The following is a 20,753-nucleotide window of genomic DNA, read 5'->3' on the forward strand; positions in this document are numbered from 1 at the left end:
CAAAAAGTTTGTGTTTTTTTATATGATTTAATAAATATACAATGATCAGAATAAAGATTCAGCGGGCGGCTCCGCCGCCCGCTGAATCTTAAATTTCAAATCCTAATCTTTAAATTGTGAATATAAAATTCGGTTTCTATTTGAATTTTTTCTTAAAACTGAATTTAAGTTGGTTCATGAGCCCCGGTTCAATAATATCAATTCCCAGCCCGTAATTACTGTCGGCAATGGTATGATGATCTGTTCTGAACTGCTCAAATTCATTCTGAGGAATTTCAATATTGATCAGAGGACTATATTCAATGTATACACTTGCCCCGTTCTTATGCACTTTTTTACGGCTTTTATAATCAAAATACGGATTGCTAATGGTACTTTCCTGGACGGTATATTTTTCTTCAGTATCAATTTTATGATCGGTATGCAGATTGATCTCATATTTCTCACTGTCGAAATTATGCCAGAATGGTAAATCTTTATGCATGAAATCCCTTGCACTTGCCTTCACTACATTTCTGTCAAAATACATCAGGAAACGGTTCTTCTGCGGATCTACAAAGTATGGATTCTCAATAACAGCGGAATATTGAATTTTGACTTCATTCAGTCTTTTATCATCGCTTACCACATCAATGGCAGCGTCATTGAAAACATTTCGCACATCTGTACCATTCCTGTCTCCCGAATAATTAAGTGCATAGAAAAGAAAGCTGTTCCAGCTGTCTATGATTTCCCTTTTATTGGTACTTTTAAAATACCTTCTCATGGCATTTGCCCTGTTTCCTTTATAGGTAGTTGACAAAGTGAGCTTTCCGGTATTGCCTTTTGCAGTGAAATCTACTTTTTCATCAATACAGAAATAAGGGTATTTATAAGGTTTCCTTACCTGCAGCTCCTGATCTTTCTTCACTTCCAGATAATGCATGAAATACATGAATCCTCTGTTCTCTATCAGCCCGAATTCATCGCGGATGGTAGCATCAATAAAATATTCCTGGCCTTTGTAGTTCACTTTTACCACCACATGATTGAAGCTTAGCAGGGATGGCAGGTAATATTTGATATAATAATCTGTATTAAAGTTTACCAGAATGACGGATGCATCCACTCCGATATAATCAAGGATCACTTTTAATAAAACTGATTTTGCCTTACAGTCGCCCTGCTTGTTTTCATACGTGATTGATGGCTCCTGCGGTTTATGCCCGTTCATTTCATCAGCATTGAAAATATAATAGATATGGTTCTGAACATATTCTATGGCAAACTGGAGCTTGTCATCCTGATCAGCAATGGCATCCAGTTTTTCAATCAGGTTTGGAGCAAAATCTTTTAAGGAAGCTTTATTAAAAATCTCTTCATAAATAGGCACAATATAATTGGACAGCTCTTTCCAGTTACTTTCTGTAGCAAAATCTACATAAGGGAAAATCTCACGCCCGGAATCTACAGGATTGATATAATTCTCTTCTTCGATCACGAATCGCTCTCCTTTTTTTAAATGATTTATCTGGGGTTCAAGAACATTGCCCTGTTCATCTCTGAAAAAAGTTTTTTTGTAAGCAATTGTTTGTTCACGTTCATTGATAAATGTGAATTTAAAACTGCCATAAGCCCAGTAATTATCGGGACTCACCCAAACATATTTGGAGAATTCTTTTCTCAGAAAATCACGGTCTGTGAATTCTTTAATCCTTGAGTCCTCTAAAATCAGTACATCATAAAGTCTGAGATCTTTAATCGTAATATTGATCTTTTTATTACTGCTCAAAACACCTCCGCTGCTCTGGTTTTCACTGTCAAGGACTTTTATTTTAGTATCCGGAATCTTATCGATCAGGACACCGTCTCTCAGAACGCTGATCCTGTGAATCTGGTATACCTCATTCTCTTCCACAATGACATCGGAAACAGAGGCTCTTTCGAGGTTCCCAGGTTCGTTCAGCGTATAGGCCATGCAGACATACTCACTGTTTTCCGTATTGCTTGTATAATATTTTTTATCTAAAAAGTAGCAGTAATCCCTGCCCTCATCGATTTGTTTTTTGGCAAATTCTGAATCTTTGATTCGGCTTATTATTTCCTCATCTCCGATATTTCCTGCCCATATTTCAGGTTTTTGAATCCTGTAATTTTCAACTTGCATTTGATTATCCATATTTTATAAGAATTATATTTTGGTTAGTGTCTTAAGAAATTCAAATTAAAAGAATAAAAAAGTAAAAAACAATAGCAGAAGTACTACAAATTCAGGAAAACCGATTTCGGCATGGTAATTGTGAGGTATGGGAGAAAAATCAAGTTTATGAAAAGTATAGCAACAATTCTAAAAGGGGCAGCTCCCGTATTAGCATTATTCGCAATGACGCAATGTACAACAACAGCCAATGCATCTGCAGGTGATGAAAAAACATTCATCGTAGGACCACAGACAGCAGATTGTACAGGTGTAGCTCCTATGAAATGTCTGCAGGTAAAAGAAAACGCTTCCGGAAACTGGACCAATTTCTACAGCAATATCGAAGGATTTACTTATGAGCCGGGATATGAATATGTTTTAAAAGTAAAAACGGAAAAAATTGCCAATCCGCCAGCTGATGGATCTTCCATAAAATACACTTTGGTAAAGCAGGTTTCTAAAACGAAAAAAGCAGAAATGGCAGCCAATGAAAAAACCATTATCGTAGGTCCACAAACCGTAGAGTGTTCTGCCGGAGCCGGCCGTATGCAATGCATGCAGGTAAAAGAAAGCACTTCTGCAGCCTGGACGAATTTCTACAGCCACATTGAAGGCTTCACCTATGAGCCGGGTTACGAATATGTTTTAAAAGTAAAAACAGAAAAAATCGAAAATCCTCCGGCAGATGCTTCTTCCATCAAATATATATTGGTAGAACAGGTTTCCAAAACGAAGAAATAATAAAAAACCGCTTCTGAATTTTCAGAAGCGGTTTTTTATTTTGCGGGAAGAAAGAAGTCAGAAGTTATTTTTGGGTCAATCCGGAAAAGTTAACCATTATATCTTCATTTTCCTTTTTATTTTAAAACCCAGTCTCTTTTTGTGGTGGATCAGGATATTTTCCTTTAGTAGCTTCTCCTACTGTATTTGCAGTAGTCATTGCTACCACTAGATCATTCAGCATTCCACTTGCTGCCGTAGGTGAATTGGGAAGAAGTACAAGATTACTTCTATTGCTTGCTCCTACAGAATGTAAAGTATCATAGTGCTGTGTCACCACAATAAGTGCTGATGCTTCATGGGAATTAATATCCACATTATTCAACATTCTTACGGATTCTTCAAGTCCTTTGGCAATTTCTCTTCGTTGGTCAGCAATCCCCTGCCCTTGTAACTTTTTAGATTCTGCTTCTGCTTTTGCTACTGCTACAATACGGATTCTCTGGGCTTCAGATTCATATTCTGCAGCGGTTTTTTCTCTTTCTGCAGCATTAATCCTGTTCATCGCATGCTTTACCTGTTCGTCCGGATCAATATCAGTAACCAAAGCCTTGATAATATCATAACCGTAACTGTTCATGGCTTCCTGAAGCTCGCTCTTTACGGCCACTGCAATATCATCCTTCCTTACAAAAACATCATCGAGTTTCAGCTTCGGAACCTCAGCACGTACCACATCGAATACAAAAGAGGTTATCTGGTTCTCAGGATTTTCCAGACGATAATAAGCATCTCCTACCTGGTTTCTGATGACCTGATACTGAACAGAAATTTTCATCTTGATGAAAACATTATCCAGTGTTTTGGTATCAATCATTACATCCAGCTGCTGGATTCTCAGATTCAGTCTTTTGGCAATCTGATCTATAACTGGAAGTTTAAGATGAAGACCGGAATGTTTTACAGCCTGGAATTTTCCAAAGCGTTCGATAATCGCTGCTGTTTCCTGTTTTACCACAAAAAACGAAGCGAATAAAATAATAAGCCCGAAGAAAATAACGGGCGCTAAATATATACCCATAGTTTTAATTTTTTAATGTGTCGTGATAAATCCCGTTTTGTTAAAAACAATCTTTTACCTGTACTCTTTAAATATAGGAAAAATAAATTTAAGTCATAAAGCATAATCCATTGTAAATCAACCTCGGGAATTATTCATCATTTTTAAATCAAAATTATCCTGAAAAAACTTACTTTTGAATATTCTTATACATCATGGTCAATTCCAAAGAAATATTAAAGGATCATATCTCCAAATTTACTTCTCTTACAGAAGAGCAATTTGATTATGTTTTTGAACATTTTAATCTGATAACATTAAAAAAAGGACAAAGTCTGATTGCAGAAGGTGATTTTGTAAACCATGAATATTTTGTTCTGGAGGGCTGCTTAAAAGCTTTTTATCTTAATGACCATATGAAAATGTTTATTCTTCAGTTTGCCATGCCTACCTGGTGGGTAACAGATTTTGATGCTCTTTACAGCAAAACAAGGGCTACCATTAATGTGGACTGCATTACACATGCAGCAATTCTATCCATTTCCAATGAAGACAGGGAAAAAATATGTAATGAAATTCGTGAGGTTGAACATTTTTTCAGATGGCGAACCAATAAAGGATATGTAGCTGCGCAGAAACGCCTGCTTTCTTTTATGAATAATGATGCAAAATTCAGATATCAGGAGCTTTTAACCATGTATCCTCAGCTGTACAATCTCGTTCCCAAGCATCTGATCGCCTCCTATCTTGGTGTGACAAGGGAAACTCTAAGCAGGCTCCATCAATAATCTGCATCTTTAAACCATTATACTCTCATCTTCATTTTGTGAGGTACATCACGTAAGTATTTCTTTCGATCGGCTGAACTTTGTATCCATATTTAAACCCAATAAAAATGGACACAAAAAGTTTTAAAATCAATACCGAAAACAGCACTATAGACTGGATCGGAAGAAAAGTAACCGGAGCTCACAACGGAACCATTGATGTAAAAAATGGAAACTTTACATTAGAAGAAGGAAAGCTTCTGTCCGGAAAGTTTGTCATTGATACCCGCTCCATCAAAATCCTTGATATTGAGGATGCTGAAACCAATGCACAGTTTGCCAGTCATCTCGCTTCTGATGATTTCTTCAATGTTGAACAATTCCCTGAAGCCTATTTTGAGATTATTCATGCAGAACCTGGTGATACGAATCTTTACAACGTACAAGGAAATCTTACCGTAAAAGGCATTACACACCCTATCGACACCAGCCTCCATATTGTAATAACAGAGAATTTGGCTGTTCTAAAAACTACGATCATAGTAGACAGGACAAAATTCAATATTAAATTCAGGTCCTCCAATTTCTTCACCAATCTTGGTGATACATTGATCTACAACAATTTTGATTTAAACATTCATCTTGTTGCAGAAACTTATTAATTCATTAACCTTAACAATTTACCATTATGCCATTTATCAAAGTAGATGTGCTTCGCGAAGACCTTAACCGCGAAACAAAACAACAGTTAATCAGAAAAATCAGTGAAGCTGTAACCTCAGTTTTAAATAAAGATCCCCATTTAACCCATATTGTCATCAACGAGATTGAAGATGATAACTGGGGGTATGCCGGAGAACAGGTTTCAGTGTTAAAAGAACAGGGATTTTCAACAGAAAAAAAATAAACAGAAAATGAGAAAGCAAACCGTAATCGTAACAGGAGCCTCTTCAGGAATAGGATTGGAAACTGCCCGCTATTTCTTAAACCAAGGTGATAACGTCATCATCAATTCGCAGACAGCATCCAAATTAGAAAAAGTGTATCATGAACTGGGAGCCGGAGAAAATCTGGTAATGGTTCCCGGAAACATTTCAGACAAAACTACAGGGGAAGCCTTGGTTCAAAAAGCTTTAGAAAAATTCGGATCTGCTGATGTTCTGATCAACAATGCCGGAATTTACGAGAACAAACCTTTTCTGGATGTTACCGAAGACTATCTTGACCGTTTTTTAACCACTAATTTAAAAGGAACATTTTTTACCACGCAGGCAGTCATTCCTCAGATGATCAGGCAAAAAGACGGAGTGATTGTTAATGTGGGAACGCCATTAGTGTATCACGCCATTGCCCAGTCTCCTTCTACAGCACCTATTTCAAGCAAAGGAGCTATTCATGCCCTTACTTTACAGCTTGCTGCAGAGTTTGGAAAAGACAATATCAGGGTCAATACGGTTGCACCAGGATTGATCAGAACTCCGATGCATGGTGCAGACCTTGATCACAATGCAGGCATGCATCTGATCAACCGTATCGGGGAACCGGAAGAAGTCGCTCAGATGATTTATGCTATTGCTAAAAATAAATTAATTTCCGGAGCCATCATCAATGTTGACGGAGGAATGGGTGCCGGACATCATCTGTCATGAAACTATCATTAATTATAGCATGGCTGTTCATCTTTCCGTTGAGCAGCTATGCACAAAATCTAAAGAATATGAAAACCAGACAGACATCAGAAACCGAAATAAGAAATGTTATAGAGAATTATTATTTTAAAGGGATTTATGAAGGGAATACTGAACTTTTGAAAACGGCTTTCCATAAAGATGCCATACTTTTCGGAGACATCAATGGAGCTCCTTATTTCAAAACAGCAGAACAATATATGGAAGGAGTGGAAAGACGGATAAGCCCGGAAAAATCAGGAAAATATTTTAAAGCTGAAATTATTTCAATTGACGTCATCAATTCAATTGCTGTAGTAAAATTAAATGTAAAAATGTATGATTTCAATTATTATAATTTCATAACTTTCAATCACATAGACGGAAAATGGCTTATTATCAACAAAACGCTGACCAACGTACAACCTTAATTCAAACTTTTAATGAAATCCGAAAAAATTATGTGGAATAAAAACAGAATTACAGAATTATTGGGAATTGAATATCCTATTTTCCAGGGACCTTTTGGCGGAAACTTTTCTACTGTTGAGCTCACCGCTACAGTGAGCAATCTTGGAGGACTGGGAGGCTTTGGAGCTTATACCATGTCACCTCAGGAAATCTATGACATTCATCAAAAAATACAGTCGAAAACGGGTAAACCCTACAACCTTAATCTATGGGTAAACGATCATGATATCATTGACGAAAAACATACAAAAGAACAATATCAGAAGGCAGTTGAAACTTTCAAACCTTATTTTGACCTTTTGGATATAGATATTCCGGCACCTCCACCCTCTTTTGAGTCAAGGTTTCAAAACCAGCTGGAAATTATCTTTGACATTAAACCTAAAGTTTTCAGCTTTATGTTTGGCCTGATGAATGAAAATGACATTGAAGATCTTCATCGGCAGGGAACAATAGTACTTGGGAATGCAACAACACTGGATGAAGCTATTGCTTTAGAAAAAAACGGGGTGGATATCATTATCGCCTCCGGATTCGAAAGTGGCGGCCACAGACCTTCATTTCTGGACAGCTCTGAACTTTCTACAACGGGAACTTTTGCTTTGATTCAGCTGATCTCTGATAGGGTAAAAATTCCGGTGGTAGCTGCCGGAGGAATTTCCAACGGCCGTGGAATTGCAGCTGCTTTCCAGCTGGGAGCTGAAGCGGTACAGATTGGAACGGCTTTTCTTGCCACTGAAGAATCCGGAGCGCTACCTATTCATAAGGAATTGTTATTTTCCGATGCTGCAAAATCCACCACCCTCACCAGAGCATACACAGGAAGATTGGGCCGGGGAATCACTACAAAAATTACAAGAGATATACTGACTGCAGCAGACAAAATTCTGCCCTTTCCTTTACAGACTCAGTTTATGGGAGCATTGAGAAAAGCTGCTTTGGAGCAGCAAAAGAATGATCTGGTGTTCTTCTGGTCCGGTCAGACTGCCCCGCTTTTAAAGCACAAAAAAGCCTCCACTTTAATGAAGTCATTAATCGAAGAGGCTTCTGAATTATTATAAGTGAATAGAACCTACACGGTCATTCCGATGTCTATCCCTTTAATCTTTCTATACAAATCAGTAGCATAATTATCTGTCATACCTGAAACGAAATCAATGACCCCGAGCACTTTCTGATAATCGGTCCCGTCACTGTAAATAAATTGCTTTGGAATTAATTTCAAAGCTTTTTCATCATAAGACTTTCTTTTCTCATCAGGTTTCAGAATGGAAGGAATAAAATGATCCAGCAATTCATACATTACATTATATCCTGCATTTTCAATCTCAACTACTGCTTTATGATTATAAATTTTTTCCACAGAAAAACCCGCAATATCCTGTAATGCTTTATTTTCTTTTTTATAGATATCCAGTAAACCATTCCCAAGATTTCCTTCAAGAATCGTTTCAAAGTTGTGCTTATACATCTCAATCGACTTATTAATTAAGGCATTGATTACTTTTGCTCTTAAATAAGAAATCTGTTCATTTTCGTTGGAGATAGAACTTAGCTTTGTCTCAATTCTCTGAATATCATCTGTTTCAGATTTTACCAGCTCGAAAAATAAATTCTTACAGTCTGCTGTTGAAACAATTCCCAGCCTGTGCGCATCTTCCATGTCAATAATATTGTAGCAGATATCATCTGCAGCTTCTACCAGCCATACGAACGGATGCCTTTTGAAAATATGAGGCTCTTCACTTTCAGCAATAAGCTGAGTACCTCTGGCTATTTCCAGGAATATATCTTTTTCATTCTGGAAAAATCCGAATTTCTTCCTGTGAATGATTCCTTTTTTCTTTGCTATAGCCTCACACGGATATTTTGCAATACTTGCCAGCGTTGAAAAAGTAAGCTGAATACCTCCTGCATCTTTCCCCTGCTGCTGCTGAGCCAGCACTCTGATCGCATTGGCATTTCCTTCAAAATTAACCAGATCTGCCCATTCCTTTTCATTGAACTTTGATTTCAGCTCTTTCTCATTTCTTTCAAAATAACTTGCAATAGCATCTTCTCCGGAATGTCCGAAAGCAGGATTTCCCACATCATGGCATAAACATGCAGCAGCTATTACATTTCCTAAATTGTGGAGATAAAAGTTTTTTGAATCTTCAGTCAGCTCATTTTTAAAATCTTCAGCAATAAATTCACCTACAATACTTCCCAAACTTCTTCCTACAGACGATACCTCTAGCGAATGCGTAAGTCTGTTGTGCACAAAAACACTTCCGGGAAGAGGAAAAACCTGAGTTTTATTCTGCAGTCTTCTGAAAGCAGAAGAGAAGATAATTCGGTCGAAATCCCTTTGAAAATCAGTTCTTGAAGCTTTGGTCTGTGGATTATTTCCTGTACGTTGATTGGTGAAAATCTGGTTTAAATTCATCATTTTTCAAAATTAGTTCAAATTTTAATTGTACGGAATAGTATTTAGATTTTTATTAAACAGATCTGTCATACAAAAAATCTATTGCAGTAACCATTTTTAGAGATCAGAAAGCTAGATAAAATATTCTACATTTGATGTAGCTAATACAACTGAAGAACACTTTTGGTTCTTCTTCATTCAAATTTTAAATTCTTTTATCATGAAGAACAATACATGGCTCAACAGATGGGATGAAAGGTACAGCAGCGAAGAGTTTGCATATGGAACAGAACCTAATAATTATCTGCGGGAGCAACTTAGTAAATTAAAACCTGGCACTATACTTTTCCCTGCGGAAGGCGAAGGAAGAAATGCAGTTTTTGCAGCAGCACAGGGATGGCAGGTTTCAGCTTTCGATATCAGTGCTAATGGCAGAAACAAAGCTTTACAGCTTGCTGAGCAACTGGGTACCGCCATTGATTATCAGGTAGGAGAACTCTCTGATTTGAATTATCATCCGGAACAGTTTGATGCCATTGCTCTTGTCTATGCGCATTTTCCGGCTGCTGTTAAATCTTCCATCCATCAGATGCTGAATCAATACCTTCGCAAAGGCGGATTCATTATTTTCGAAGCTTTCAGTAAAAATCATCTGGAATATATTGCAAAGAATGAGAAGGTAGGCGGACCAAAAGATGTTGAATCCTTATTTTCTATTGAAGAGATCAAAGCTGATTTCCCGGATTATGAGATTATAGAATTGGCAGAAACAGAAATCGAACTGAATGAAGGGCTGTTTCACAACGGAACAGGTTCTGTTATCCGCTTTGTGGGGCAAAAACAAAGCTGATATGATTAATCTTTAAGCAGGATGGTTTAGAATACAGATTCAGATAATGGAATACTATTTGAATCTGTATTTTTAAAACAAACTTATGCCTGAAGGTCCGTCCATCATATTAATGAAAGAAAGCCTGCAGCCATTTGCAGGCCAGCAAGTGACAGAAGTTTCAGGGAATGCCCAATTTGACAAAGACTCTTTTATCGGGCAAACCCTTCTTGAAATCCGTACTTTTGGAAAGCAGACTTACCTTGTTTTTGAAAAATCGGCCATCCGGATTCATCTGCTGATGTTTGGTTCCTATAGTATTGATGAGCAGACCAAACCGGATAAAAGTCTGCGCCTGGCACTGTTTTTCCCAACCGGAAGTATCTATTTTTATACCTGTTCCGTAAAACCTGTAGATCTTGATTTTCTTTCCACCATTGACTGGGAAGCTGACGTTATGAGTGATCAATGGAATCCCAAAAAAGCTGAAGAAAAACTAAAATCGAATCCGAAAATGATGGTGTGTGATGCCTTAATGAACCAGGATATTTTTTCAGGTGTAGGAAATATTATTAAAAATGAGGTTCTCTTCAGAATTGGAGTACAGCCTGAAAGCCTTTTAGGTAATCTTCCTGCTAAAAAAAGAAAGGAACTTATTGCTGAAGCCAGAAATTACAGTTTTGATTTTCTGAAATGGAAAAGGGAGTTTGTTTTGAAAAAACACTGGCTGGTTCATACGAAATCTGTGTGCCCGATTTGCGGACAAAAATTGGTTAAGAAACAAACCGGAGTTGGAAAAAGAAGGAGCTTTTTCTGTGAAAAAGATCAGAAGTTGTATTAAGGCCAGGGTTTGATGTATTTAAAACAGGCTAAAACTAATTCCTGATTGAATAATTTTCTAACGGCAGATCCCACGGATTTACACAGATGAATATGAATGTTCTTTTTTTGTATCACAACCCTAATTATTAAACCACTCATTGCCAAACACTTACTACTCATCTATCAGTCTGAGTTGAGAAGTCCTCCGGCAAATCTTGTAAAAAATTCTGATCTGTATACTTCCCCGAGCGGAATCTCTGTGTCTTCGATGTATATATTATGATTGTCAAACGAATCAATATAGTTCATGTTAACAACATAAGATTTGCTGACCCTGATGAAAGTTTCACCTGAGATTTTCTGATGAATGGTTTTCAGGTTCATAGCGGTAATCAGTTTCTGCTGCTGGGTATGGATCACAACATAATCTTTGAGTCCTTCTATAAATTTGATATCCGAAAAATTGATTTTATAGAATCTGCGGTCAGCTTTGATGAATAAAAAGTCAGCAGTATTAGATTCTACCGTATTTTTTACCGTGCCTTTAGACAGCAGCTCTGTGTAAAGTACAGCTTTATCAATCGCTTTTTCCAGTCTCTGGGGATCAACAGGTTTCAAAAGATAGTCTACTGCTTCCAGCTCATAGCTTTTTAAAGCATACTGGGCATAAGCGGTCGTAAAAATAATCAGTGATTTTTTTGGAAGCATTTCTGCGAATTCAAGGCCAGTTACCATGGGCATTTCTATATCCAGAAAAATAAGATCTGCATCATTATTCTTAAGATATTCAAGAGCAGATGGAGCGTTCGAAAATTCCCCAAGGATATCAATATTCGAAACCTCGGAAATCAGTGATCTCATTTCTGATCTTGCCAGAGGTTCATCATCAACAATAATACAATTCATCACACGGGAATTTTTAAATTTACAATATATTCTTTATCTCCTGATTCTATCTGCAGTTCAAAAGCATCACCATAAAGAAGTTCAAGCCTCCTTGTAATATTGGCAAGGCCAAGTCCGCTGTTTTTTTTGTCTGAAATAATATAGTCAGCACTTCTTGAGTTTATACATAAAAAATAAAGCTGTTTATTTTCAATACTGATTTCTGTCTTCACATAAGACTCTCTCCCACTGATATCTATACTGTGTTTAACTGCATTTTCTACAAAAGTGGTAAACAGATTCGGCGGAATAAAAATACTGTTAACGGTTCTTCTATCCATATGGATCTGAATATCAAAAGAGAAATGATCACGCCTTATTTTTTCAAGATTTAAAAAATTGGACAGAAAATCTATTTCTGAAGTCAGCAATGTTTTTTCCTCACTGTTTTCATACAGCTGATATCTGAGAAACTCGGAAAGCTTTACAATCACCACTGAAGCTTTCTCAGGATCTGTCCTGATCAGTGCTTTAACATTATTAAGCATATTAAAAAGGAAATGCGGATTGATCTGATTTCGGAGCTCATTCAATTCCATATTCAGGGTAAGGTTGCTCAGTTCATTGATTCTTTTACTATCATTGATCCATTTCTGCAGAAGTTTTATCGTTGTGGTTGTCAGAATTATCGGAATACACATCAGAATACCTTCATAGACTCCTCCTCTTTCACTTTCTCTGATAATATTTTTAACCCTGAAGTCCTCAAAGAACAATCTGAAACCATATCCTATAAAGTTAAGTCCTACTACCCCCATCAGAACCAACAAAACAAGATATGTGACATATTTTGTCTTAAAGAAAAAACGGGGAACCAATACATATATATTAATATAGACCATAGTGATCAGAACGGCATATACAAAGAATAAAACATAATACTGATACATTCCCGAATACCAGTGCCAAAACCTGGCACTGTACATCAAAAAGAAAAAGAAGATCAGAAACAGCAGGTGCCTCCGGAATCCATACTTCGCTTCCACCAGGAAATCCATTACAAAGGTTTCTTCAAATTTCCACGGGCTGTATTTCATAGGGCAGGCTCATTTTATCATTTACAAAAATAGCTAATAACGAAAATTACAACTATTTTATTATACAAAACCTGAATTTTATTATACCAATTATAAAGTCTGTAGATTTTGTATAAAATACCGGCCCTTTTGTATAAAAACAGATTCCTGCTACACTTTTATCTATTCCTTTGTACTGTAAAATGAACAAATATGGAATTAAAAGCTTTTCACGAACTGACTCAGGAAATATCATCAGAATGTTTTTTCATGACAGAATCTCAACAGGAAGAAAAAGTAATACAGCTTATTGATCTGCATCATTTTGTAGAATGTTTTGATCCTGCTATAAAAATTCTCAGTTATCTGTACCACCCTATTAATATTGTGGAATACCATGGGCATAAAACGGGGATTTTGTTTTGTGATCTGAAGCATTCTATGGTCCCTGACAGTAATGCTTCTGAAGAGTTCAGGAGGAGGTATGACCTTTCTGAGCTGTGGTTCGTTTTTGTAGAGGAAACCTATATTACGGATATGGCCGCATATACGGATGCCATTATTGAAAACAGCCTGGATATCTTTTATGACAGGATCTTTACGTTCAGCTTTTTTCAGTCCATCATTCAACGCTTAAAATAATACCCCATGAAAACATTGAGAAGAGCACTTATTCTGCTGGCTCTGCTGTCATTAAAAAGTGCAGCATACAGCCAGAAAAAAGACAGTATTCCTTTGAAGGTCCGTGCTTTTTTCGCTGATAAAATTCCGCAGGCACGAAACTTTAATCTTGAGTATACCCTGGTAACACCTTCCTCTTTCAGTTCTCAGCTTCAGGGAAAGGATTTACCGGATAATAAAGTTAAAAGCTTTCAACAGATGAAGGCAAATGCCAATATCTACTTCATCAAGAATAAAAGCTGGCTTTTGAGTACGGCTTTACAATACCGTTACACCTCAATCATGAATGAGGCCCCTGTTATTCCCGGAACTGAATCTGAAGAAAACTTCCATTACCATTCGGAAGCTGTTAATCTAACCTATTTTTCAAAGTTATTCAAAAAAACAGCCATATATTCAGCCAATATTTCTACTGATGGAAGCGACCGGCATTTTGAACGCGTCAGAGGAATGCTGACGGCTTCCCTGATCCTAAAAGCAACCCCAAAAGTTAAAATGAGTGTAGGGGTCGCCGGTATTATTGACCCAAGCACCCAGATCCCTGTCCTTCCTGTCTTTACATATGAAAACAGATTCAGTAACAGCTGGGTACTGGATATTCTGCTTCCCAAAAAAGTGTTGATGAGAAAAGACGTTTTTTCAAACGGAAGAATCTCGCTGGGAACTGAAATGGATAATACCTCGTTCTATATTTACCGTGACAGCAATACCTATGAATTCAGACAGGTTGTCATCAATTCTGGGGTAATCTATGAACATAATCTGGGTGGAAATTTCATAGGAACATTTAAAACAGGACTCAGAACCAATATTAATTCCAGAGCTTTCAATAAGCAGGATTCTTTTAATGATTATATATGGAAAGGAACTTATCGTCCTTCAGTTTATTTCAATGCAGGAATCTCTTATAATCCTTTTGAAAAACGAAGAACAAATCAATAAGAACGGATCTTTTCCATACTTACTTTCAATTTTCGCAATATCCGAATAAATTGTTAAAGTTCTTTAATCCCCAAATTAAAAAAAAATTAAAATTATCACTCTTTACTATTTAACTATTCCTATAAAATATAATCAAAAACTAAGCTGAACATAAGCTGTTTTTCAAATTCAGGGATTGCTCTTCTCCTTATGAAAAATCTTATTGCCGCATGTACATATCTGATGAAAATGATTTTAAAGATTTATATAAGCATAACTAAAAAATAGAATATGACTGTACCCAAACAGATATTTCAGACTTTTATAACTAAAAAACTTCCTCTGATTACGCGCTATCATATCTGGAATATGAAACGAAAGAATCCGGAATATAAATATTACTTTTATGATGATCAGGATATCGAAAATTTTCTCAAAGAAGAATTTCCCCCCAACTATATTGAAACCTATCGCAAACTGAGGATTGGTGCTTCAAAAGCTGATTTTTTCAGATATGCTGTTTTATATAAGAAAGGTGGGGTATATCTGGATGTTGACAGCAGTATTATCAAGCCATTCAGAAAATTGATTAAAGATCATGACGAAGCTGTAATCAGTGTAGAAAGACATGAAAATCTGTATGTTCAATGGGCACTTATTTTCAATAAAAATCATCCTTTCCTAAAGAAAACACTGGAACTGATGATTGATAATATCAACAGTCACCGTTATCCGCATGATATACATTCTACGACAGGACCTACTGTATTCAGTAATGGAATCAGACAGTCATTAGAAGAAAATCCGACAATTCCCTATACATTATTTGACGGAATTGAATTCCGCGGATATTTAAAGTTCAAATATAAACTGGGAAAGTTTTTCTTATACAAAACAAGATCTAAACATTGGAAACAGATGCAAAAGCACCAGGAGATTATTTTTTAATGAGTTCCCATTTTTGAAAATACATTAATAATAATCACCCCGAGTACGATCAGGGCAATACCAATTATAGCTGGAAGGTCCGGAATCTGTTTGAATGCAATGACTCCAATCATGGTTATAAAGACAATTCCTACTCCTGACCAGATGGCATAGGTAATTCCTACAGGTATCTGACGAAGAGTGAGGCTTAGAAAATAAAAAGCACAGGCATATCCGATGACCGTTACAACAGATGGCCAAAATTTAGAAAACTCCTCAGATTTTTTAAGGAAAGAAGTAGCGATAATCTCAAATACAATTGCCAGAGCAAGAAAAATATAACTGCGTCCCATACATTCATTCTTTGTACAAAAATAGAGAAAGCATCCGGGTAATACCAAATGACAACAGTATTACAGTTTTTATTTTAACACCGTTTGCATTTTTCTGCGTTCGGCGAAAACCATGGTTTTTTAAAACCTCAATAAGCAATACTACTTTCTAAAGGCACTTAAATTACTTATGTGCCTTATTTTTAATTGTTTTCATTTTCCTATGACACTTGACTGATCCAGAAAAATGTGCCATCGGGTCTCATTATTGTTCAGCAATGACATAAAATCAGTATCTCCCTATGTCTTGAAATGTCACAACTGACAAAAATTCCAGCACAAAAAAATCTTACTAAAAATAAATTTTCTTAACATAAAAATCTATTACAGGTGAAAAAATCCATCCCGGAAAATTTACTTTAACCCAATATTATGCTTCGCATTATTTATTATTTGTTTTATCAACTCCAATATAGAAGTCAGCAAACGATTAACACTTTCGTATATTTTTACAGATAGAACAATAAAAGTATTAATAAATTCTCAATAATACATTAATTAATTGTAAACAAAAATTAACCGAAACATGAACCAAAACAACCCTAATAGACTGATAAACATCATGGTATTTTACTTTGGCACATGATTTGAAAGTAGTAATATTGCAATTGAAAAATTGATAAAATAAAGTCAAATAATTAAAAATAATACAAAATGATAACTTATATCGGTATCGCAACAGGTTTAGTAGTAATCACTTCATATTTTATGACAGTAAGAAGAGAAAGAAACTAATTTAAAATAAAACAAGCCTATAGAATATCTATACTTATTATATTGTTTTATGTTTTTAGTCTGAGTGATCAGATTGCTCTTTTACTCACAGGGTAAAAGGGCCCAAAAACATAAACAGAAAGATCTTAGTTTCATAACAAATTTTAATATCCAAATGAATAAAGCCAGCCGTAAGTCTGGCTTTATTTTTTTGAAAATTTTTAAATACAGACTCTCAGATTTTCACAGATATTAAAAAACACCCTTTATATTTCTTCATAGAAATCCGAAATACATATTACAATATTTATAATATAATATCTGCTCTTCTCTGGCCCATCTGTTTATTATATTTCAGGATTCCTTTTGACACTTAATAAAGCTTTATCTTTGTCTATTCAATAATTCATTTATCATCATGAATCTGTATAACCTTATTATTCAAGATAAAGAACAGGTAAACCTTAAAGAAGTATTTCTGAATACAAAAAACAGAGAGCAGCTTGTACAGCTTATCAAAGAGCACACTTATGTTAAAGAACTGCAGGAATACGGTCTTCCGGTTAATCACAAGATTTTATTGGAGGGGAGCTCCGGATGCGGAAAAACCATGACCGCAAAAGCCATTGCCAATGCACTGGGAAAAAATATCATTATTTTAAATCTAAGCAACATTGTTTCTTCGCGCATCGGAGAAACGTCGCAGAATATTAAAATGATTTTTGATAAAGCCGCAAGAGAAAGATCTGTGCTTTTTCTGGACGAACTGGACCAGATCGGGAAAGCAAGAGGAAGTGATGACAAAGATGTAGGCGAAATGAGAAGATTGGTAAACACTTTGATTCAGTTGATTGACTATTACCCTGAGAATGCGCTTTTAATCTGCGCCACCAATCATCCTGAGATTATTGATACTGCTCTTTTAAGGCGTTTCCAGCTAAAGATCAACTACGAAATGCCTTCTGCTGAGATTCTGGATACCTTCTACGATCAGTTATTAGCACAGTTTCCTGAAGATATGAGAACTGTTGAAAGAAAGTATTCTATTTCCTTTGCTGAAGCGAAAGATTATGCTTTAACAGCTGTTAAAGCTGTTTTAATTAAAAAACTGGAAGCGAAAGAAACCCTATCATCATGAAAAACAATATCCTCTACAACCTCTCTATTATCAATGAAAGGATAAAAAAGGCCTGTGAAAAATCCGGAAGAAACAGTGATGAGGTCAGACTATTATTGGCAGTCAAAACGGTTTCTGCAGACCGTATCAAAATCGCTTTAGAAAACGGACAAACCTTAATTGCAGAAAATAAAGTGCAGGAGCTGAAAGAGAAGTATGAGGATCTAAAGAACACCCCCCATGAAAACCATTTTATAGGTCACCTTCAGAGCAATAAAATCAAAGATATTCTGAAATATGATGTTACCTGTGTTCAATCTCTGGACCGTCTGGAACTGGCTGAGAAAATTCATCAAAAGCTTTTAGCTGAAAACAGAACAATGGATGTTTTGATTCAGGTGAATACGTCTAATGAAGAGAGCAAATTTGGAGTTGATCCCAGCAAAGCGATCGAGCTTACCAAAAAAATTTCCCGTTTTTCTACACTGAAAATAAAAGGTCTGATGACGATTGGTCTGTTCAGTGCGGAAACCGATAAAGTAAGGGAATGTTTTAAAATCCTCAAAAATATTCAGCAGGATATCATCTGCGAAAATATTCCCAATGTAGAAATGAAAGAGCTTTCTATGGGGATGAGCGGAGACCTGGAAACAGCCATAGAAGAGGGCGCAACCATTGTACGGGTGGGAACTGCTGTTTTTGGAGCAAGAATCTATCCGGACAGCTATTATTGGGATGAAGGAAAAACAAATAACGAAGCTTAAAACTAGATTTCTTTAGGAAGCTCCTTCCTCTTTTTGCCTTATCATCGATCATTTGTTTTGCTATTTTGAAAGCCGGGGATTAATCAAATAAGTTTCTCATAAAATTAATTACCTTCCATAATCTTACTCTCCTATCCATTTACCGATAGCTAAAAGCAATCAAAGAATTCCTGAAACACTACGTTTTTAAAGTCTACAAATCCGGTATACTTTTTGCTATAAATATTTAAGAACCAAACAAATACATTTATGAATAAAAAATTACTATCGGTATGTCTTTTTATGACATTATTATTCTTTTTTTCATGTGAAAAAGAAAATACACAGATGAAAAGTGGAATTTCCATTGAAACTATTTCAATTATTACCTGCGTTACTATGGGGCTAGCTATTTTATTAGCATATAGCTTCAAAAGAAGATAATCAGCCGGAAGATAAATACTAAGGCACCTCTCAATTTTGGGAGGTGATTTTTTTTCAAAAAAGTCATTCTTAAAAAATAAAATATTTAATCTTTGAGTTTACATTAAAATCCTATATATTCATCATTCCTTTTACTACTAATAATTTCATGAAAAAAGCATTCTTATCAGTAATTGCATCTTTGTTTATTTTTAGCTGCACTCAAAGGCAGGAGCCTAAAAAAGAAGAGACAGTTCAAATTCAACACACTGACAAAGAAACTGTAAAGCCTAAAGCCCTTATCCCATTTGAATATCTTGGGGATTACCCGGCAATCAAAGACTCTTCGAAGTTTATTCAAAATCTCCGTCAGGCTTTTGATCTTGATATCCACGAAAGCCCGTCTCAACAGGAAAGTGAAAAAATAACAGTATTCAGGAAGGTCAAAATCAATGGTTCAGATCAGGACTATTATTTTATTGAGTATGACTGGAAGGCTGGCTCTACCTCACAATACCCCTGGAAATATCAGCTGCTGTTAACGAAGGAAGGAAAGCTGGTCAAAACATTAGCCGCTGACCGATATGAATTTATTTCCGTTTTGCCAAAAGAAAATCCATTTTTACTGGTAACTATTGTAACAGGACATGGGAATGGCGGACATGAACTTTATAAAGTGTCAGCAGATTCTCTGGAAAATATATATGAAGGATATTATGACTATAATCTAAGAACCTATGATGCTCATGAAGACAACAAAGTGTATGAACCGTATGAATTACAGTTAAAGATCAAAGACTATAATAATGACGGGGTCAACGATATTGCTTTCAAAGGAAAATCAGTATTGGTCCGTGGGCGGACTCCGGATGGTGAATGGTATGATTATACAACAATAAATGGGAAGCAGGTTTCTTATTCTGCTGATCATCCTTTTCAAAAAATCCCTGTGGAATATATTTTTCTGTACGACAAAAAATCAGGGCATTTTAAGGCAAAAGAAGATTATGCGGAAAAATATAAAATATATGAATAGAAAATTGGGATTGCTTCGCGTTGCTCGCAATGATTATAAAAAACAAAAATCCCTCTCATTGCTGTAGACTGCACCCAAAAGTTTAGACAAAATTAAACAATATTATTATATGAAAGAGTTCGGTACTGTACCGGACTCTTTCCTTTTAGATTAAGTCTTATCCTGTCGTTATTGTAATAATTGATATACTTCTTTATTTCTTTTTTGAGCTCATCAATGGTTTTAAATTTCTTAGTATAGAACATTTCAGATTTTAAAGTTCCAAAGAAGTTTTCTATTACTGCATTATCCAGACAGTTTCCTTTGCGGGACATACTTTGGATAATGCCTTTTTCTTTTAACAGGTGCTGATAGGCTTTCATCTGATATTGCCAGCCTTGATCAGAGTGTATAATGAGGTTTTCAGTATTTTTAATTTTTCTGAATCCTTTTTTGAGCATATTCACAACCTGCGCAAAGGCAGGCCTTTCTGAGAGATCGTAACTGATAATCTCGCCATTGTAAAGGTCAATTATTGGCGAAAGATACAATTTACTGCCCGAAACGTTAAATTCTGTCACATCAGTGGCCCATTTTCTGTTTGGCTGATCTGCCTTAAAGTTTCTCTCCAGAATATTGGGTGCTATCCTGCCTTGCTCTCCCCGGTAGGATCTGTATTTTTTTAACCCTAACTATACTTTTCAATCCCAGGGACTTCATCAGTCTTAATACCGTTTTATGATTAATTACAATTTCTTGTTGTTTCATAATCAAAGTAATACGACGGTATCCAAACCGACCTCTATGCCTATGATAAATTTGTTTTATCAAAGTTTTTATTTCTCCATATTTATCTTTTTTGTCAAGAGCTTTCTGATGGTAATAAAAACTGCTTCTGGCCATACCTGTACAATCCAACAGAAGTGACAGATCA

At 35.9% G+C, this 20,753-nt stretch carries 22 protein-coding genes and 1 pseudogene; 15 read left to right on the plus strand and 8 right to left on the minus strand.

Annotation, left to right across the window (positions count from 1 at the left end; translation table 11 throughout):
* Window positions 1-136: 136 nt before the first annotated feature.
* Complete coding sequence (locus AC3FI7_RS06235) at window positions 137-2,158, minus strand: hypothetical protein (RefSeq protein WP_142722711.1); 2,022 nt, start codon at window positions 2,156-2,158, stop codon at window positions 137-139.
* 147 nt (window positions 2,159-2,305) lie between these two features.
* Between AC3FI7_RS06235 and AC3FI7_RS06240 the strand changes: the two genes are divergently transcribed.
* Entirely contained in the window at window positions 2,306-2,920 is a 615-nt protein-coding gene (locus tag AC3FI7_RS06240) for a DUF4377 domain-containing protein (RefSeq protein WP_228451169.1), read from the plus strand.
* Window positions 2,921-3,041: 121 nt separating this feature from the next.
* Here AC3FI7_RS06240 and AC3FI7_RS06245 read toward each other — a convergent pair whose 3' ends face one another.
* A complete protein-coding gene (locus AC3FI7_RS06245) occupies window positions 3,042-3,980 on the minus strand; it encodes an SPFH domain-containing protein (RefSeq protein WP_142722710.1) in 939 nt (312 codons plus the stop codon).
* A gap of 194 nt (window positions 3,981-4,174) precedes the next feature.
* Between AC3FI7_RS06245 and AC3FI7_RS06250 the strand changes: the two genes are divergently transcribed.
* The 6 genes from AC3FI7_RS06250 to AC3FI7_RS06275 all read left to right on the plus strand — a co-directional run bounded on the left by AC3FI7_RS06250 (window position 4,175) and on the right by AC3FI7_RS06275 (window position 7,925).
* A complete protein-coding gene (locus AC3FI7_RS06250) occupies window positions 4,175-4,747 on the plus strand; it encodes a Crp/Fnr family transcriptional regulator (RefSeq protein ID WP_343658692.1) in 573 nt (190 codons plus the stop codon).
* Window positions 4,748-4,854: 107 nt separating this feature from the next.
* Window positions 4,855-5,388, plus strand: coding sequence for a YceI family protein (locus tag AC3FI7_RS06255; RefSeq protein ID WP_343658693.1), 534 nt, complete (start codon window positions 4,855-4,857; stop codon window positions 5,386-5,388).
* A 26-nt stretch (window positions 5,389-5,414) separates the two neighbouring features.
* Window positions 5,415-5,633: a tautomerase family protein gene (locus AC3FI7_RS06260; protein ID WP_047377560.1), complete on the plus strand. Its 219-nt coding sequence runs from the start codon at window positions 5,415-5,417 to the stop codon at window positions 5,631-5,633.
* Window positions 5,634-5,640: 7 nt separating this feature from the next.
* Window positions 5,641-6,375 (plus strand): SDR family NAD(P)-dependent oxidoreductase, encoded by a 735-nt coding sequence (locus tag AC3FI7_RS06265; protein ID WP_343658694.1) that lies wholly within the window; start codon window positions 5,641-5,643, stop codon window positions 6,373-6,375.
* Entirely contained in the window at window positions 6,372-6,824 is a 453-nt protein-coding gene (locus AC3FI7_RS06270; RefSeq protein WP_491461662.1) for a nuclear transport factor 2 family protein, read from the plus strand. Before AC3FI7_RS06265 ends, AC3FI7_RS06270 begins: the two co-directional genes overlap by 4 nt.
* A 12-nt stretch (window positions 6,825-6,836) precedes the next feature.
* Window positions 6,837-7,925: an NAD(P)H-dependent flavin oxidoreductase gene (locus AC3FI7_RS06275; RefSeq protein ID WP_491461663.1), complete on the plus strand. Its 1,089-nt coding sequence runs from the start codon at window positions 6,837-6,839 to the stop codon at window positions 7,923-7,925.
* Window positions 7,926-7,936: 11 nt separating this feature from the next.
* Here AC3FI7_RS06275 and AC3FI7_RS06280 read toward each other — a convergent pair whose 3' ends face one another.
* Window positions 7,937-9,292, minus strand: a complete 1,356-nt coding sequence (locus AC3FI7_RS06280) for a deoxyguanosinetriphosphate triphosphohydrolase (RefSeq protein WP_142723063.1) — start codon at window positions 9,290-9,292, stop codon at window positions 7,937-7,939.
* A 202-nt stretch (window positions 9,293-9,494) separates the two neighbouring features.
* Here AC3FI7_RS06280 and AC3FI7_RS06285 point away from each other — a divergent pair, with 202 nt between their 5' ends.
* Together AC3FI7_RS06285 and AC3FI7_RS06290 are read left to right on the plus strand one after the other, a co-directional pair.
* The gene (locus tag AC3FI7_RS06285; protein ID WP_291896509.1) at window positions 9,495-10,124 is read left to right on the plus strand and encodes a class I SAM-dependent methyltransferase; all 630 of its coding nucleotides are present in this window, start codon (window positions 9,495-9,497) and stop codon (window positions 10,122-10,124) included.
* 85 nt (window positions 10,125-10,209) lie between these two features.
* Window positions 10,210-10,944: a DNA-formamidopyrimidine glycosylase family protein gene (locus AC3FI7_RS06290; protein ID WP_491461664.1), complete on the plus strand. Its 735-nt coding sequence runs from the start codon at window positions 10,210-10,212 to the stop codon at window positions 10,942-10,944.
* Between the two features lie 164 nt (window positions 10,945-11,108).
* On the opposite strand, the gene AC3FI7_RS06295 is transcribed toward AC3FI7_RS06290, so the two are convergent.
* Together AC3FI7_RS06295 and AC3FI7_RS06300 are read right to left on the minus strand one after the other, a co-directional pair.
* Window positions 11,109-11,831 carry a LytR/AlgR family response regulator transcription factor gene (locus AC3FI7_RS06295; protein ID WP_142722703.1) on the minus strand — a complete coding sequence of 241 codons (723 nt, stop codon included), beginning with the start codon at window positions 11,829-11,831 and terminating at the stop codon, window positions 11,109-11,111.
* Window positions 11,831-12,907, minus strand: a complete 1,077-nt coding sequence (locus AC3FI7_RS06300; RefSeq protein ID WP_343658699.1) for a sensor histidine kinase — start codon at window positions 12,905-12,907, stop codon at window positions 11,831-11,833. The genes AC3FI7_RS06295 and AC3FI7_RS06300 overlap by 1 nt, the downstream gene beginning before the upstream one ends.
* Before the next feature lie 192 nt (window positions 12,908-13,099).
* Between AC3FI7_RS06300 and AC3FI7_RS06305 the strand changes: the two genes are divergently transcribed.
* The 3 genes from AC3FI7_RS06305 (at window position 13,100) to AC3FI7_RS06315 (ending at window position 15,436) form a co-directional block, all read left to right on the plus strand.
* Window positions 13,100-13,528, plus strand: coding sequence for a hypothetical protein (locus tag AC3FI7_RS06305; protein ID WP_491461665.1), 429 nt, complete (start codon window positions 13,100-13,102; stop codon window positions 13,526-13,528).
* A gap of 6 nt (window positions 13,529-13,534) precedes the next feature.
* Window positions 13,535-14,509: a hypothetical protein gene (locus AC3FI7_RS06310; protein ID WP_491461666.1), complete on the plus strand. Its 975-nt coding sequence runs from the start codon at window positions 13,535-13,537 to the stop codon at window positions 14,507-14,509.
* A gap of 270 nt (window positions 14,510-14,779) precedes the next feature.
* On the plus strand, window positions 14,780-15,436 hold the full coding sequence (locus AC3FI7_RS06315) for a glycosyltransferase family 32 protein (protein ID WP_491461667.1): 657 nt from the start codon (window positions 14,780-14,782) through the stop codon (window positions 15,434-15,436).
* Here the strand turns inward: AC3FI7_RS06315 and AC3FI7_RS06320 are convergent.
* Entirely contained in the window at window positions 15,433-15,768 is a 336-nt protein-coding gene (locus AC3FI7_RS06320) for a DMT family transporter (protein ID WP_142722698.1), read from the minus strand. The genes AC3FI7_RS06315 and AC3FI7_RS06320 overlap by 4 nt on opposite strands.
* Window positions 15,769-16,939: 1,171 nt before the next feature.
* Between AC3FI7_RS06320 and AC3FI7_RS06325 the strand changes: the two genes are divergently transcribed.
* The 3 genes from AC3FI7_RS06325 to AC3FI7_RS06335 all read left to right on the plus strand — a co-directional run bounded on the left by AC3FI7_RS06325 (window position 16,940) and on the right by AC3FI7_RS06335 (window position 19,840).
* Entirely contained in the window at window positions 16,940-17,659 is a 720-nt protein-coding gene (locus AC3FI7_RS06325; RefSeq protein ID WP_142722697.1) for an AAA family ATPase, read from the plus strand.
* Window positions 17,656-18,402 (plus strand): YggS family pyridoxal phosphate-dependent enzyme, encoded by a 747-nt coding sequence (locus tag AC3FI7_RS06330; RefSeq protein WP_142722696.1) that lies wholly within the window; start codon window positions 17,656-17,658, stop codon window positions 18,400-18,402. Before AC3FI7_RS06325 ends, AC3FI7_RS06330 begins: the two co-directional genes overlap by 4 nt.
* Window positions 18,403-18,973: 571 nt before the next feature.
* The gene (locus AC3FI7_RS06335) at window positions 18,974-19,840 is read left to right on the plus strand and encodes a hypothetical protein (RefSeq protein ID WP_491461668.1); all 867 of its coding nucleotides are present in this window, start codon (window positions 18,974-18,976) and stop codon (window positions 19,838-19,840) included.
* A 92-nt stretch (window positions 19,841-19,932) separates the two neighbouring features.
* On the opposite strand, the pseudogene AC3FI7_RS06340 reads toward AC3FI7_RS06335, so the two are convergent.
* Window positions 19,933-20,505: pseudogene (locus tag AC3FI7_RS06340) on the minus strand (IS3 family transposase); the annotation flags it as partial.
* On the minus strand, window positions 20,435-20,722 hold the full coding sequence (locus tag AC3FI7_RS06345; RefSeq protein ID WP_491461669.1) for an IS3 family transposase: 288 nt from the start codon (window positions 20,720-20,722) through the stop codon (window positions 20,435-20,437). The gene AC3FI7_RS06345 and the pseudogene AC3FI7_RS06340, both read right to left, overlap by 71 nt.
* Window positions 20,723-20,753: the final 31 nt, after the last annotated feature.

Source organism: Chryseobacterium sp. TQ-BC-N36 (genome assembly GCF_058382295.1).